At 51.7% G+C, this 14569-nt stretch carries 11 protein-coding genes; 5 read left to right on the top strand and 6 right to left on the bottom strand.

What is annotated here, in order from left to right:
- The first annotated feature begins 156 nt into the window (after window positions 1-156).
- Window positions 157-2427, top strand: coding sequence for a bifunctional diguanylate cyclase/phosphodiesterase (locus tag OGV77_RS22330; RefSeq protein WP_087050915.1), 2271 nt, complete (start codon window positions 157-159; stop codon window positions 2425-2427).
- On the opposite strand, the gene ppx is transcribed toward OGV77_RS22330, so the two are convergent.
- From ppx to purM, 4 genes are all read right to left on the bottom strand, one after another.
- A complete protein-coding gene (gene ppx, locus OGV77_RS22325; protein ID WP_043017173.1) occupies window positions 2407-3948 on the bottom strand; it encodes an exopolyphosphatase in 1542 nt (513 codons plus the stop codon). The two genes, OGV77_RS22330 and ppx, sit on opposite strands and share 21 nt — an antisense overlap.
- A gap of 4 nt (window positions 3949-3952) precedes the next feature.
- Complete coding sequence (ppk1, locus tag OGV77_RS22320; RefSeq protein ID WP_043017172.1) at window positions 3953-6019, bottom strand: polyphosphate kinase 1; 2067 nt, start codon at window positions 6017-6019, stop codon at window positions 3953-3955.
- Between the two features lie 214 nt (window positions 6020-6233).
- Window positions 6234-6875 (bottom strand): phosphoribosylglycinamide formyltransferase, encoded by a 642-nt coding sequence (gene purN / locus OGV77_RS22315; RefSeq protein WP_075145831.1) that lies wholly within the window; start codon window positions 6873-6875, stop codon window positions 6234-6236.
- Entirely contained in the window at window positions 6872-7909 is a 1038-nt protein-coding gene (gene purM / locus OGV77_RS22310; protein ID WP_003838485.1) for a phosphoribosylformylglycinamidine cyclo-ligase, read from the bottom strand. The genes purN and purM overlap by 4 nt, the downstream gene beginning before the upstream one ends.
- A 295-nt stretch (window positions 7910-8204) precedes the next feature.
- Here purM and OGV77_RS22305 point away from each other — a divergent pair, with 295 nt between their 5' ends.
- From OGV77_RS22305 to OGV77_RS22290, 4 genes are all read left to right on the top strand, one after another.
- On the top strand, window positions 8205-9635 hold the full coding sequence (locus tag OGV77_RS22305; RefSeq protein ID WP_087050914.1) for a 6-phospho-beta-glucosidase: 1431 nt from the start codon (window positions 8205-8207) through the stop codon (window positions 9633-9635).
- A 182-nt stretch (window positions 9636-9817) separates the two neighbouring features.
- Window positions 9818-10444, top strand: a complete 627-nt coding sequence (gene upp / locus OGV77_RS22300; RefSeq protein ID WP_003835110.1) for a uracil phosphoribosyltransferase — start codon at window positions 9818-9820, stop codon at window positions 10442-10444.
- Window positions 10445-10539: 95 nt separating this feature from the next.
- Window positions 10540-11829: a uracil permease gene (gene uraA, locus OGV77_RS22295; RefSeq protein ID WP_087050913.1), complete on the top strand. Its 1290-nt coding sequence runs from the start codon at window positions 10540-10542 to the stop codon at window positions 11827-11829.
- 95 nt (window positions 11830-11924) lie between these two features.
- Window positions 11925-12626, top strand: coding sequence for a DnaA inactivator Hda (locus tag OGV77_RS22290; RefSeq protein ID WP_211924219.1), 702 nt, complete (start codon window positions 11925-11927; stop codon window positions 12624-12626).
- A gap of 35 nt (window positions 12627-12661) precedes the next feature.
- Here OGV77_RS22290 and arsC read toward each other — a convergent pair whose 3' ends face one another.
- Window positions 12662-13021 (bottom strand): arsenate reductase (glutaredoxin), encoded by a 360-nt coding sequence (arsC, locus tag OGV77_RS22285; protein ID WP_047409559.1) that lies wholly within the window; start codon window positions 13019-13021, stop codon window positions 12662-12664.
- 11 nt (window positions 13022-13032) lie between these two features.
- Window positions 13033-14496: a beta-barrel assembly-enhancing protease gene (gene bepA / locus OGV77_RS22280; protein WP_043017169.1), complete on the bottom strand. Its 1464-nt coding sequence runs from the start codon at window positions 14494-14496 to the stop codon at window positions 13033-13035.
- Window positions 14497-14569: the final 73 nt, after the last annotated feature.

Raw genomic sequence — 14569 nt, 5'->3', positions numbered from 1 at the left:
GAGAGACTTTTTTTTTGATGTGTATCAAGCATCCCCCTTTGCTGCCAACTAAAATTGATGAATCATTGTGATGTATTTTACTTTATCGTTTTAACGTCAGGTGGGATGCCTGTCTGAATACCCCCTGCAGGATGTGCGGGATTCTACTGAGCATCTATGAAACTCAATAAAAATTATATTGGTATTAGAGATAAATGGTGGGCGTTACCTCTCATCTTGCCTTCATTACTGTTGCCTGTATTGAGCACTGCCAACACCTATGCCCATATTAGTACCGGGACAGTAATTCTTTTCTATCTGCCTTTAGCGCTGATGATTAGCCTGATGTTGTTTTTTGGTTGGGCTGCATTACCCGGAATTATCATTTCCATTATTTGGTACAAATATCCGCAGGTTGGGCTATTTGAAACACTCTCAATAATTTCGCACTTTATTGTTACCATCGTGCTTAGTTGGGGAGGGTATAAGGTATTTTCTCCCCGACGAAACAATGTTTCCCACGGCGATTCCCACCTGATGTTCCAGCGCATGTTTTGGCAGGTCTTCTGCCCGGCGACGCTGTTTTTGATACTCTTCCAGTTTGCCGCGTTTGTGGGCGTCTATGAGAGCAAATCGGGTATGGTAGGCGTTATGCCCTTTAATACTGGTACGTTGATCAACTATCAGGCCATGCTGGTCGGGAATCTGGTTGGGGTTCCACTGTGCTATTTTATTATTCGAACGATACGTAACCCTTTGCATGTGAGAGGCTATTTTTCTCAGTTAAAGCAGCAGTTTGATACCAAAGTCACCAAAACTGAGTTTGCTGTCTGGTTGATTATATTGACCGTGCTGATGGCAATGTTGTGCATGCCGTTAAATGAGCAAAGCTCAATATTTAGTACCAATTATACCCTGTCATTGTTGCTGCCTGTGATGCTATGGGGAGCTATGCGTTACGGTTATAGATTTATTTCGTTGATATGGGCGGTCGTACTTATTACCGCGATACATTATTATCAACGCTATATGCCCTGGTATTCGGGCTACGATACCCAGCTTGCCATTACCTCATCAAGTTACCTGGTTTTCTCCTTCATCGTAAATTTCATTGCCGTACTGGCAACGCGCCAACGGTTTGTTACCCGGCGCAACCATCGTCTGGCCTTCTTTGACCCCATGGTGCATATTCCGAATTTGCGCGCGTTGAACCGGGATTTGAAAAAAGCGCCATGGTCAGTGCTCTGCTTTTTGAGTGTTCCGGGCATGGAACTGCTGGTGAAAAATTACGGCATTATGCTGCGTATCCAGTACAAGCAAAAACTCGCCCAGTGGGTAACGCCGATGCTGGAACAAGATGAGCATGTCTATCAGTTATCGGGTAATGATTTAGTTTTGCGTTTTAATACCGAGTCGCATCAGGAACGCATTGAAGCGCTGGACAGGCATATCAAGCAGTTTCGTTTTATCTGGGATGGCATGCCGTTACAGCCGCAGGTGGGGATCAGTTTTTGCTATGTCCGTTCTCCTGTTAACCACATCTATTTGTTACTGGGAGAGCTAAGCACCATCGCCGAGCTTTCTCTGGCGACCAATGCGCCAGAGAATTTGCAGCGACGGGGCGTGATGCACCTGCAACGTGACCTGAAAGATAAGGTTGCGATGATGAATCGCCTGCAGCAGGCGCTGGAGCACAATCGCTTTTTCCTGATGGCGCAGCCGATTTCTGGTGTACGCGGCGATGTTTATCATGAAATCCTGCTGCGTCTTCAGGGGGACGACGGGGAGACTATCGCCCCTGATAACTTCTTGCCGGTAGCGCATGAGTTTGGTTTGTCCTCCAGCATCGATCTGTGGGTGATTGAAAATACGCTGAAATTTATGGCGCAGAATCGGGAAAAAATGCCCGCCCGTCGATTTGCGATTAACTTATCACCTACGTCGGTATGCCGCGCCCGACTTCCGCATGACATCAACCAGCTACTGGCTAAGTACAAAGTCGAGGCGTGGCAGCTGATTTTTGAGGTCACGGAAAGCAATGCCTTAACCAATGCAGAACAGGCGCAGGCAACGTTGCTGCAGTTGCAATCATTGGGATGTCAGATTGCGATTGATGATTTTGGTACTGGTTATGCCAGCTATGCGCGGCTGAAGAATGTGAATGCCGATATTCTGAAAATTGACGGCAGCTTTATTCGCAATATCGTTTCGAACAGCCTCGACTACCAAATTGTGGCGTCCATTTGCCACCTGGCGCGAATGAAAAGAATGCTGGTGGTTGCGGAGTACGTCGAAAGCGAGGAAATACGCAGTGCGGTGATTTCGCTGGGGATTGACTACATGCAGGGGTATCTGATTGGTAAACCGCAACCGCTGCACGAAACGCTGGAAGAAAAGGTGCCAGAAGAACTGGCACCTGCTGAGAGCTTATGCGGCGATATCGGGTGAGCTTTCTTCTTCAATTTTGAGACGCCAGCCGGTTACGGCTTCCCAGTATTGTTGCTCTTTTTCCAGATCGAGCAGCACCAGCGCATTCTGGCTAAACCAGTCATGCGGGAAGCGTAAAGTCCAGTGGTTGTCGTCGGTAATCAGGGTCAGCGTCGGTGGAGTGGTGGTTGCCTGACGCTGATTATTCAGCAGCACGCCCAGGCGTAACAGCTGAATTAACGGTAGAAACTGTTTTTTCTTGAACAGCGTAAAGCGGGGCAAATCATCCAGCTTCACCGCTTTGCGATGATAACGAACTAAGGTTGCCATCATCAGCTGTTGTTCCTGATTAAAGCCCGGCAAATCACTGTTTTGCAGGATATAAGCAGAGTGGCGATGTAAACCGCTGTGGTTGATGTTCAGCCCAACCTCATGCAGCATCGCCGCCCAGCGCAGTAACGCTTCCAGTTGCGGATTGGCCAGTTTTGGCTGCTGCGTATGCCACTGATCGTACATTTGCATCGTCGTTTCCAGTACGCGCCGGGCCTGTTCACTGTCGATGTTGTACTGGTTCGCCAGACTGCTGGCGGTACGGCTGCGAACGTCCTGGTGGCGAAAACGTCCTTCCATCTCGTACAGTACGCCTTCACGTAGCGCGCCATCAGAAAGGCGAAGTTCGCGGATAGCGAGCGCGTCAAAAACGCCGCACAGAATCGCAAGCCCGGGCACAAACACCGCTTTTCGCTCTTCTGACAGCCCTGGCAGGCTGAGGGCTTCGAATGACGCATGTTTTAGTACTTCGGATGTCAGTTTGTCCAGGCGTTCGGGAGTGATGAAACCATCTTTCTCGCCCATCTCCAGCAGCACTTCATGTGCCGCTTTAATCGTACCCGATGCGCCCATCGCAACGTTCCAGCCCTGAATGCGAAACTGCCAGGTTAAGGTTTCGAGCTTTTGCGCTGCCGCCATGCGGGCACGCTGGAAGTTTTCCCGACTGATAACGCCGCCCGGGAAATACATCTGGGCAAAACTGACGCAGCCCATACGACGGCTTTCGACCAGTTTGGGTTCGAAATCTTCGCCGATCACCAGTTCTGTTGAACCACCGCCAATATCGATAACCAGCTTGCGACCTTTTTCCGGCTGGGTGTGCTCTACACCCATAAAAATCAGTCGGGCTTCTTCATTACCGGAAATAATCTCAATCGGGTAGGGGATGACTTTTTCTGCGCGCTTGAGAAAATCGGTCGCATTCAGCGCCTGACGCAAAGTATGGGTACCCACGATGCATACGCTTGATGGGGGAAAGCCCTGCAGGCGTTCGGCGAACAGCGACAGACAGCTTAATCCGCGCTCCATTGCCTCTTCGCTCAGCTTGTTGTCTTCGCCGAGACCATCAGCCAGATGAACGCGTTGTTTCAGGCGTCCGATAATTTGCATAGCGCCATCAACCACACGGGCAATGACCATATGGAAACTGTTTGAACCGAGGTCGACCGCAGCAAATTCCTGCGGTCGCGGAGTCTTGTCGTGTATTGGCATATCTTTAGTCAGGTTGCTCGAGTGATTTGATGTAGTCGTAAATCGCCAATTGTGACTGAACCTTACGGCGATTTCCGCGCGGTACGTAGCGATTACTGAGTTCTTTATCGATGAAGCGAGCCTTCACCGTGTCGCTGAACAGGATATCGATAATATCCAGCACACGTTGCTTAAGACGCGGGTCCAGCAGCGGCGTGGCGACTTCGATGCGATAGTCGATATTCCTGGTCATCCAGTCTGCGGAGGAGAGATATACCTGCTTGTCGCCGCCGTTTTCGAAGATATAAACCCGGTCGTGTTCAAGGTAGCGGTCAACGATGCTTATCACGCGAATATTATCACTGATGCCTTCCAGATTCGGGATCAGGGAGCACATACCGCGGATCAGCAAATTAACCGGCACGCCCGAGCAGGACGCCGCATACAGGCGGTCAACGAGGCCTTTATCGACCAGATTGTTAAGTTTTAGCGTAATACCGGAAGGCCGCCCTTGCTGTGCGTTGGCGATTTCTTTGTCGATCATCGCGTACAGCAGACGGCGTGAGTTCTGTGGAGAAACCAGCAGATAATCGAACGTCACCGGACGATACGGGTTCTCGATAAAGTTGAACACCCGACGCACTTCGTTGGTAATGCGCGAATCGGCGGTCAGCAAAGAATAGTCAGTATACAGGCGCGCCGTTTTTTCATTGAAGTTCCCGGTACCGATGTGGGCGTAGCGCACCACCTCGTCACCTTCTTTACGCGAGATAAGGAACAGCTTGGCGTGAATTTTCAGGCCCGGCGCGGAGAAAATGACGTGAACACCCGCTTCGGTCAGACGCTTGGCCCAATGAATGTTGGCTTCTTCATCAAAGCGCGCCTGCAATTCCACCACTACGGTGACTTTTTTACTGTTATGCGCTGCATGGATCATCGCGTCGATGATGCGCGAGTCTTTTGCCACACGGTAGATGTTGATCTTTATCGCCAACACGCTCGGGTCGAAAGAGGCCTGACGCAACAGCTCAAGAACATGTTCAAAGGTGTGATACGGGTAATACAGCAGCACATCGCGCTCGCGGATTGCATCAAATCCGTTGCGAAACTTCTCGTTGTCGAACCAGATATGGCGTAAACGAGGAAGTGGTTTGTTCACCAGGTTAGCTTTGCCAACGTTGGGGAAGTTAATAAAGTCTTTGAAGTTATGGTAGCGCCCGCCGGGAACAATTGAGTCGTAGCGAGAAATCGTCAGTTTTTCACGCAGCACCTCGACCAGCGCATTGGGCATGTCGCGCTGATAGACAAAACGTACAGGCTCTGCGGTCAGACGCTGTTTCAGGCTGGATGACATCAGCTCCATCAGGCTCGATTCCATCTCGTGCACCAAATCGTATTCGGCGTCGCGGGTCATTTTCATCGAATAAGCGTTTAGCGCATCGTAATCAAAGAACCCTTTGAAAATGTCGTCCAGGCAGTAGCGTAAGATGTTGTCCAGCAGGATCATCGGTTTGCGACGCCGCGGGGTTTCCGGCGGCAGATTCACAAAGCGTGGAACCTTGTCGGAAGGGATTTCCAGCAGCGCGTAGCGGATCGAATCACCGCGAATAATTTCTACCGCCAGATAGGTGTAGTCATCTTTCAGGAACTGAACTAAATCCGTCTCGCGGTTAATCAGGATCGGCGTAATATGCTGGCGAAGATATTGCTTAAAGTAATGGCGTAACCAGCTCTGTTGATTAACCGATAGCTGACGTTCGTTGATTAAGAAAATCTGGTTGCGCGCCATCTCCAGCAGCAACTCGTTGTACAGGCCGTCGAATTCCTGATCGGCTTTTAATACGCGGGCCTGGATTTTGCCTAACAGATGGCGGGAGTGAGAGTTTGAACCCTGTTCTTCGCTAATAATGATTCGGCGCTTCAGTTCGGCAAAACGAACCTTGTAAAACTCGTCGAGGTTATTGGAATAGATGCCTAAGAAACGCATCCGTTCGATCAACGGGTTTGACTTATCAGCAGCTTCCTGGAGTACACGTTCATTGAACGCTAACCAACTGAGTTCTTTCTCGATGTATAGCTTTTCCTGACCCATTACCACTTTTACTCCGTTTCATTCACGGGACACTACCGATTTATTATGGCGAGCATTGCTCTCAGATGTCCAACTGTGCCAGAAAAATATGACAATAAACCGTCTGATAGCAAAGAGAAAGGGGGAGCGTAGATGAATACCGGAGATGTTAACCGGAAAAGGTAATCATGCCTGTAGACCGGATGGTGAGATCCGGCTTACAGGCTGGTTTTTATTATTCGTCGGCGGCGTAGCCTTGTGGCGGCAGACGAACGCCGTCCAGCCATGCTGCGTTATCACGCATCTTCAGGCGACCATCGGTAAACCAGCTTACTACCAGTGGGTAAATGGTATGTTCCTGGGCCTGGACCCGGGCCGTGACATCATCTTCGCTGTCGCCTTCAAATACCGGAACCTTGGCCTGGAGAATAACCGGTCCGCCGTCCAGTTCATCGGTGACAAAATGGACGGAAGTTCCATGCTCTTCATCACCGTTTTCCAGAACCTGACGGTGCGTGTGCAGGCCGGGATATTTCGGCAATAAAGACGGATGGATATTCAGCAATCGCTCAGAATAGTGAGCGACAAACGCCGGGCTGAGAATGCGCATATAACCGGCCAACACGACGACATCGGGCGCATAGGCGTCAATCTCTTGAATCAGCTGGCGGTCGAATGCTTCGCGACTGGCAAACTGGGCGGCTTCCAGCGAGTGCGCCGGAATATTCGCTTCGCGTGCGCGCTCAAGGCCGAACGCATCGGCCTTGTTACTGAATACTGCACGTATGGTGCCATTGATTTTTTTCTGTTCGCAGGCGTCTATTATCGCCTGCAAATTGCTTCCGTTGCCGGAAATGAGCACCACAATGTTTTTCATTCAATGACCACACGCTGTTCGGAATCAGAAGCTTTGATGATACCGATTTTCCATGCGTTTTCACCTTTCTCATTGAGCAAAGCAAGGGCTTTGTCCACTTCCGGAGCTGGCAGGGCGATTACCATACCTACGCCGCAGTTAAAGGTGCGATACATCTCATGCTGGCTGACGTTACCCGCCGTTTGCAGCCAGTTGAAAACAGCTGGCCACTGCCATGACGATTCGTCGATCACCGCCTGCGTGTTGTCCGGAAGAACGCGTGGAATATTTTCCCAGAAGCCGCCGCCGGTCAGGTGGGCGATGGCATGCACATCAACCTTCTCAATCAGTTCCAGAATGGATTTTACGTAAATGCGGGTCGGGGCCAGCAAGTGATCGGCCAGCGACTTGCCTTCAAGCTCGGTGGTTTCCGGGTCACAACCGCTGACTTCAACAATTTTACGCACCAGAGAGTAACCGTTGGAGTGCGGGCCGCTGGAGCCGAGCGCAATCAATACGTCGCCGTCAGCCACTTTTGAACCGTCGATAATCTCTGATTTCTCGACGACGCCAACGCAGAAGCCTGCCACGTCGTAATCTTCGCCGTGGTACATCCCCGGCATTTCAGCCGTTTCCCCGCCAACCAGCGCGCAGCCAGACTGCAGACAACCTTCGGCAATACCGTTAATGACGCTGGCTGCGGTATCCACATCCAGTTTGCCGGTCGCATAGTAGTCGAGGAAAAACAGCGGCTCAGCGCCCTGAACGACGAGGTCGTTGACGCACATTGCGACGAGGTCAATACCGATAGTGTCGTGGCGTTTCAGATCCATCGCCAGACGCAGTTTTGTGCCAACGCCATCAGTGCCGGAAACCAGTACTGGTTCACGATATTTTTGCGGCAATGCGCACAGCGCACCGAAGCCACCCAGACCACCCATAACTTCCGGACGACGAGTTTTCTTTACTACGCCTTTGATTCGATCAACCAGAGCATTACCTGCATCAATATCAACACCGGCATCTTTGTAGCTAAGAGAGGTTTTATCGGTCACTGCCTGCTTCCCCACATGTTTACTTGCAGTAAAAGTTAAATTCGGCGCAATTCTAACAGGGAAAGCAAACGTTTGCGAGCCTGCTCTGCATCAAGTTTTATCTGCTGATTTTTTCAGCATTTTACAATCATTTATCTATTTGTTTGAACTGCGCCACGAAAATGAAACCGGGTACAGTCTTGTGCTTGAAACCTGCCAGCCGAATGCACAGTATCGTACTGAAACCGGTTTCTGTTTTCTGTTGCGGACCTCATCTACAGCGTTTTGCGCAGAGTCATCACGATAGGGGAAGGGTATGTCAGGATTTAAAGCAGATTTCATGTGGGGTGGTGCCGTAGCCGCTCATCAACTGGAAGGTGGCTGGCAGGCGGGTGGAAAAGGCGTCAGCGTTGCCGATGTCATGACGGCGGGGGCGCACGGCGTGGCGCGAGAAATCACCGACGGTGTGATCGCCGGTAAAAACTACCCTAACCATGACGCCATCGATTTTTATCATCGCTATAAAGACGACATTAAGCTGTTTGCCGAAATGGGATTTAAATGTTTTCGCACCTCTATCGCCTGGACGCGTATTTTCCCCTTAGGCGACGAAGCGCAACCCAATGAAGCTGGCCTGCAGTTCTATGATGACCTGTTTGACGAATGCCTGAAATATGGCATTGAGCCGGTGATTACGTTGTCGCATTTCGAGATGCCTTACCATCTGGTGACGGAATATGGCGGCTGGCGCAACCGTAAGCTTATCGATTTCTTTGTCCGTTTTGCCAGGGTGGTTTTCACTCGTTACCAGCACAAAGTAAAGTACTGGATGACGTTTAATGAGATTAACAACCAGGCAAATTATCACGAAGATTTCGCGCCCTTTACTAACTCTGGTCTGAAATACCAGCCCGGTGAAGACCGCGAGCCGGTCATGTACCAGGCGGCGCACTATGAACTGGTGGCAAGCGCGTTGGCGGTAAAGGCCGCACGTGAGATTAACCCGGAATTGCAACTAGGGTGCATGATCGCCATGTGTCCTATCTATCCGCTGACCTGCGCGCCAGACGATATGATGATGGCGATGAACGCCATGCACCGCCGTTACTGGTTTACCGACGTCCATGTGCGCGGTAAATACCCGCAGCATCTTCTCAACTACTTTGCCCGACGCGGTTTTGAGCTGGATATCACCGAGGAAGACTGTCAGGCGTTGACCGAGGGCTGCGTGGATTACATCGGCTTTAGCTACTATATGTCTTTCGCGACGCAGGCAACGGCGGACAACCCTGAGCTGGATTACGACGAGTCGAAAAGCCTGGTTTCCAACCCGTACGTACAGAAGTCGGACTGGGGCTGGCAGATTGATCCCGTCGGTCTGCGCTATTCGCTGAACTGGTTCTGGGATCATTATCAGTTGCCGCTATTTATTGTGGAGAATGGATTTGGCGCCATCGACGTGCGTGAGAACGATGGTGCGGTGAACGACCAGTACCGTATCGACTACCTTGCCGCTCACATACGTGAGATGAAAAAAGCGGTGGTGGAAGATGGCGTGGATTTGATGGGATATACCCCGTGGGGCTGTATTGATTTAGTCTCGGCCGGGACGGGGGAAATGAAAAAACGCTACGGGTTTATCTACGTTGATAAAAATAATGACGGTAGCGGGACATTAACTCGCTCTCCGAAAAAATCTTTTTCATGGTATCAAAACGTCATCCAGACCAATGCTGAATACCTTTAAAATTCATAGCATTGATAACAAGCCCCGCCATGAGTGCGGGGCTTGTTTTATACTCATCATCCAGACGTAAATGACTTTGGTTGATCCATATCAAGCGCATGCAGTGTTGCGACAGAGACTAAAAGCGGTATAATCCGGCGATTTTTTTGTGGTTGCCACTCGTCTGAGGAAAGGAGAAGAGTATGAAGATCGTGGAAGTCAAACACCCACTCGTCAAACACAAGCTGGGACTGATGCGTGAAAACGACATCAGCACTAAACGCTTTCGTGAACTCGCCTCGGAAGTTGGCAGCCTGCTGACTTATGAAGCAACCGCAGGTCTGGAAACCGAAAAGGTGACCATTGAAGGCTGGAATGGCCCGGTTGAAGTTGACCAAATTAAAGGTAAGAAAATCACCGTTGTGCCAATCCTGCGTGCGGGCCTGGGCATGATGGAAGGCGTTCTGGAAAACGTTCCAAGCGCGCGTATCAGCGTGGTCGGTATGTACCGCAATGAAGAGACGCTGGAGCCGGTTCCGTATTTCCAGAAGCTGGTTTCTAACATCGATGAGCGTATGGCGCTGATCGTTGACCCGATGCTGGCGACCGGCGGTTCCGTTATCGCTACCATCGACCTGCTGAAAAACGCAGGCTGCACCAGCATTAAGGTGCTGGTCCTGGTTGCGGCACCAGAAGGTATCGCGGCACTGGAAAAAGCGCACCCGGATGTTGAGCTGTACACAGCCTCCATCGATCAGGGACTGAACGAGCACGGATACATTATTCCGGGGCTTGGTGATGCCGGCGATAAGATTTTTGGTACCAAGTAAACGAATAAGTGAAAAAAAGCCGACTTTAAGAGTCGGCTTTTTTTTGAATATAACAACCCAATGCGAATAACAAACAACACTCAGAGGAAAACACTATGACGCGCCGTGCTATCGGGGTGAGTGAAAGACCGCCGCTTTTACAGACAATCCCGCTTAGTTTGCAGCACCTGTTCGCCATGTTTGGCGCAACGGTACTGGTGCCAGTCCTGTTCCACATCAACCCGGCTACCGTTTTGCTGTTTAATGGCATTGGTACGTTGCTGTATCTCTTTATTTGTAAAGGAAAAATCCCAGCCTATCTGGGGTCCAGCTTTGCATTTATTTCTCCGGTACTGCTGCTGCTGCCGTTAGGATATGAAGTGGCACTGGGTGGTTTCATTATGTGCGGCGTCCTGTTCTGCCTGGTTTCTTTCATCGTTAAGAAAGCAGGTACCGGCTGGCTGGATGTGATGTTCCCGCCTGCGGCGATGGGCGCAATCGTTGCCGTTATCGGTCTGGAGCTGGCTGGCGTCGCTGCGGGCATGGCGGGGTTACTGCCTGCTGAGGGGCAATTACCGGATTCAAAAACCATCATCATCTCGATGGTGACGCTGGCGGTTACGGTATTTGGCTCCGTACTGTTCCGCGGTTTTATGGCGATTATCCCGATTCTGATTGGGGTGCTGGCCGGTTATGCGCTCTCTTTCGTGATGGGCGTCGTGGACACTACGCCGATTGCGCAGGCCCACTGGTTCGCGCTGCCAACGTTCTATACGCCGCGCTTTGAATGGGTTGCCATTCTGACCATCCTGCCAGCAGCGCTGGTGGTCATCGCTGAACACGTCGGGCACCTGGTGGTAACGGCGAATATCGTGAAAAAAGATTTGATTCGCGACCCAGGCCTGCATCGTTCTATGTTTGCTAACGGTCTGTCTACGGTTATCTCCGGTTTCTTCGGCTCAACGCCGAACACCACGTACGGCGAAAATATTGGCGTAATGGCGATTACCCGCGTTTACAGTACCTGGGTTATCGGCGGCGCGGCGATTTTTGCCATTCTGCTCTCCAGCGTGGGTAAACTGGCGGCGGCGATCCAAATCATCCCACTGCCTGTCATGGGGGGCGTATCACTGCTGCTGTACGGCGTGATTGGCGCTTCCGGTATTCGCGTATTGATCGAGTCGAAAGTTGACTACAACAAAGCGCAAAACCTGATCCTGACCTCGGTTATTTTGATCATCGGCGTAAGTGGCGCGAAAGTTCACATTGGCGCCGCAGAGCTGAAAGGCATGGCGCTGGCGACCATTGTTGGCGTCTGCCTGAGCCTGATTTTCAAAGTTATCAGCCTGCTGCGCCCGGAAGAAGTCGTGCTTGACGCAGAAGATGCCGACAGTCCGCAACAGTAAATCTCTGACCGGGCGGCGGTGCTGCCCGGTTCTATCACGACGTATTTCTGTGTTAAACTCAACGCGATTTTATGAAATCCTGGGTTGAGGTATCTCTGAACACACCGGCACAGCTCTCTTTGCCACTTTATCTTCCTGACGACGAAACTTTTGCAAGTTTCTGGCCGGGGGATAACTCCTCTTTACTGGCTGCACTGCAAAACGTGCTGCGTCAGGAACATAGCGGGTATATTTATCTCTGGTCGCGCGAAGGCGCTGGCCGTAGTCATTTGCTGCATGCAGCCTGTGCGGAACTGTCCGCGCGCGGTGATGCAGTAGGTTACGTGCCGCTCGATAAACGCACCTGGTTTGTCCCTGAAGTGCTCGACGGGATGGAGCATTTATCGCTGGTATGCATCGATAACATCGAATGTGTGGCCGGGGATTCGCTGTGGGAAATGGCGATCTTTGATCTCTACAACCGCATCCTGGAGTCGGGGAAAACGCGCCTGCTGATCACCGGCGATCGCCCGCCAAGACAGCTGAATCTGGGGTTGCCGGATCTCGCCTCGCGCCTGGACTGGGGACAAATCTACAAGCTGCAGCCGCTTTCCGATGAAGATAAGCTGCAGGCGTTGCAATTACGCGCCAGACTTCGTGGATTTGAACTGCCGGAAGATGTGGGACGCTTTCTGCTTAAGCGTCTGGATCGGGAAATGCGTACGCTGTTTATGACGTTGGATCAGTTAGATCACGCATCGATCACCGCCCAGCGCAAACTCACCATTCCGTTCGTAAAAGAGATACTGAAGCTGTAAGCGCCGCAGCCGAAAAGACTGCGGCAGGTTGCAGGTTAACCGATGATTTCCAGTACCTGCTCTGGCGGACGACCAATCCGCGCCTGGCCTTTGGCGACCACAATTGGGCGCTCCATCAGTTTCGGGTTTTCCACCATTGCCTGAATTAGCGCATCTTCACTCAGATTTTTGTCCGCCAGGTTAAGCGATTTATAGAGATCCTCTTTCTGGCGCATCAGTTCACGTGCGCTGGACATGCTGAGCATCTGCAGCAGTTCACGCAGGGTTGCGGCATCAGCCGGCGTTTCCAGATACAACACCACCTCCGGGTCCACGCCGTTGGACTTCAGTAATTCCAGCGTTTCGCGGCTCTTGGAGCAGCGTGGGTTATGGTAGATTTTGATCGCGTCTGACATTTTTCTTCCTGTTACATTTTCGTGTACGGTTTAAAGCGCTCTTGCAACTGGCGTAGCTGGTCAATACGGGCATCGTATCTGGCCTGCTGCTGGCTACCCAGTTTCACCTGAGAGCTTGCGCTGCTGAGCATCGAAATCGCCTGATCCAGACGCCCTGCAAGGGCATACCCTTCGGCGCGCGCCGCCAGTTCCTGATCGCGGTTGTTCAGGTTGGCTTCCGTTTGCGCTAACAGATCCCAGCCGTTGGGATCGTCCTTATGGTTAAACGTATAGCGATTCAGGATGGTTGCCGCCTCTTTGGCTTGTCCTCCTTGTAAATACGCATTCGCCAGGTTGAGCTGCAGTACCGGGTTAGTGCGCAGGTCGCGGGCGTTTTTCAACCGATTAATAGCGTCGCTGGTTTTCTTCTGACCGAGATCGATATCCGTAGCCAGGTCGAGATACCAGGCATTGTTTGGATCTGCCGCCAGCAGCGGTTGCAGCGCTTTACGCGCCTCGTCGTATTTACTGGCTTCCATTGCCTGCAATGCCCGACCATACTGCGCCGCACGTTGCTCACGCACGTTGCCTTTCGACCAGTTACTCAGCAGGTCGTCGGTCAGTTGGTTGCGACCAGAATTGTACATGCCCAGGGTTCGCGCCTTAGCCAGATAAAAATCTTCTGATGACTGGACGACCACCGGGCGCATTTGGTTGGCGCGGTTACGGGCATCCGACAGACGGCTTTCTGGCAGGGGGTGGGTCAGCAAAATTTCCGGTGGACGCGAAGAGTAACGGGCCTGATCGAGCAGTTTTTCCAGAAACGTCGGCATGGCCTGGGGATCGAAACCCGAGCGTTGCAGCACCTGAATACCGATGCGGTCGGCTTCCTGTTCGTTTTGCTGCGTAAAGCTAATCATTCCCTGGCGCGTACCCGCCAGCGTACCGGTCAGCGCCGCCATACCCGCCTGGGGGCTGGCCATCGCTAATAAAATGGAGCCTAACGCACCGACCCACGTTAGCGGCGCGCTGCGTTTCTGATCTTCCATAGCACGCGCCAGGTGACGCTGCGTAACGTGGGAAATTTCGTGCGCCATAACCGATGCCAGCTGGCTTTCGTTATCGGAATAGCGGAATAACGCGGAGTGCAGGACAACGTTGCCGCCAAAGAAAGCAAAGGCGTTGATTTCATCGTTGTTAATCAAAAAGAAGGTGAAGGGCGTTTTTACCGAGTCGGCGTGCGAGACCAGACGCATCCCCAGCGCATTAATGTATTGGGTGAGCAACGGATCGTTAATTAATGGCGCACTGCCGCGCAGCTGGCGTACGTAATAATCGCCCATCTGCATTTCCTGTCCTATGGAAAGCGTGCTCCCTGCCGAGGTTCCCATATCAGGCAGGGTGTCCGCAGTATCAGCAAATGCGGGCGCGACCTGACCGATGGTCAGTGCGGCAATGAGGGTAGCAACCAGGTTTTTTTTCAACTGCCTGAACATAACCTCTGTCCTGTATTCTTTTTTGAGATAGCCATTTGACCAATGCCGTGAAGTATCGTTCACACTCCGCAAG

The sequence above is a fragment of the Citrobacter sp. Ce129 genome (assembly GCF_030334545.1).
GTDB classification, from domain to species: Bacteria; Pseudomonadota; Gammaproteobacteria; order Enterobacterales; family Enterobacteriaceae; genus Citrobacter; species Citrobacter europaeus.
The sequence above is the reverse complement of the archived record's forward strand: the minus strand, read 5'-3'. Positions and strand labels throughout refer to the sequence as shown.

Excerpts from the sequence above, each read along its gene's own strand:
- OGV77_RS22330 (WP_087050915.1), top strand. The coding sequence starts at position 157 with ATGAAACTCAATAAAAATTATATTGGTATTAGAGATAAATGGTGGGCG.
- ppx (WP_043017173.1), bottom strand. The coding sequence starts at position 3,948 with ATGCCAATACACGACAAGACTCCGCGACCGCAGGAATTTGCTGCGGTC.
- ppk1 (WP_043017172.1), bottom strand. The coding sequence starts at position 6,019 with ATGGGTCAGGAAAAGCTATACATCGAGAAAGAACTCAGTTGGTTAGCG.
- purN (WP_075145831.1), bottom strand. The coding sequence starts at position 6,875 with ATGAAAAACATTGTGGTGCTCATTTCCGGCAACGGAAGCAATTTGCAG.
- OGV77_RS22305 (WP_087050914.1), top strand. The coding sequence starts at position 8,205 with ATGTCAGGATTTAAAGCAGATTTCATGTGGGGTGGTGCCGTAGCCGCT.
- upp (WP_003835110.1), top strand. The coding sequence starts at position 9,818 with ATGAAGATCGTGGAAGTCAAACACCCACTCGTCAAACACAAGCTGGGA.
- uraA (WP_087050913.1), top strand. The coding sequence starts at position 10,540 with ATGACGCGCCGTGCTATCGGGGTGAGTGAAAGACCGCCGCTTTTACAG.
- arsC (WP_047409559.1), bottom strand. The coding sequence starts at position 13,021 with ATGTCAGACGCGATCAAAATCTACCATAACCCACGCTGCTCCAAGAGC.
- bepA (WP_043017169.1), bottom strand. The coding sequence starts at position 14,496 with ATGTTCAGGCAGTTGAAAAAAAACCTGGTTGCTACCCTCATTGCCGCA.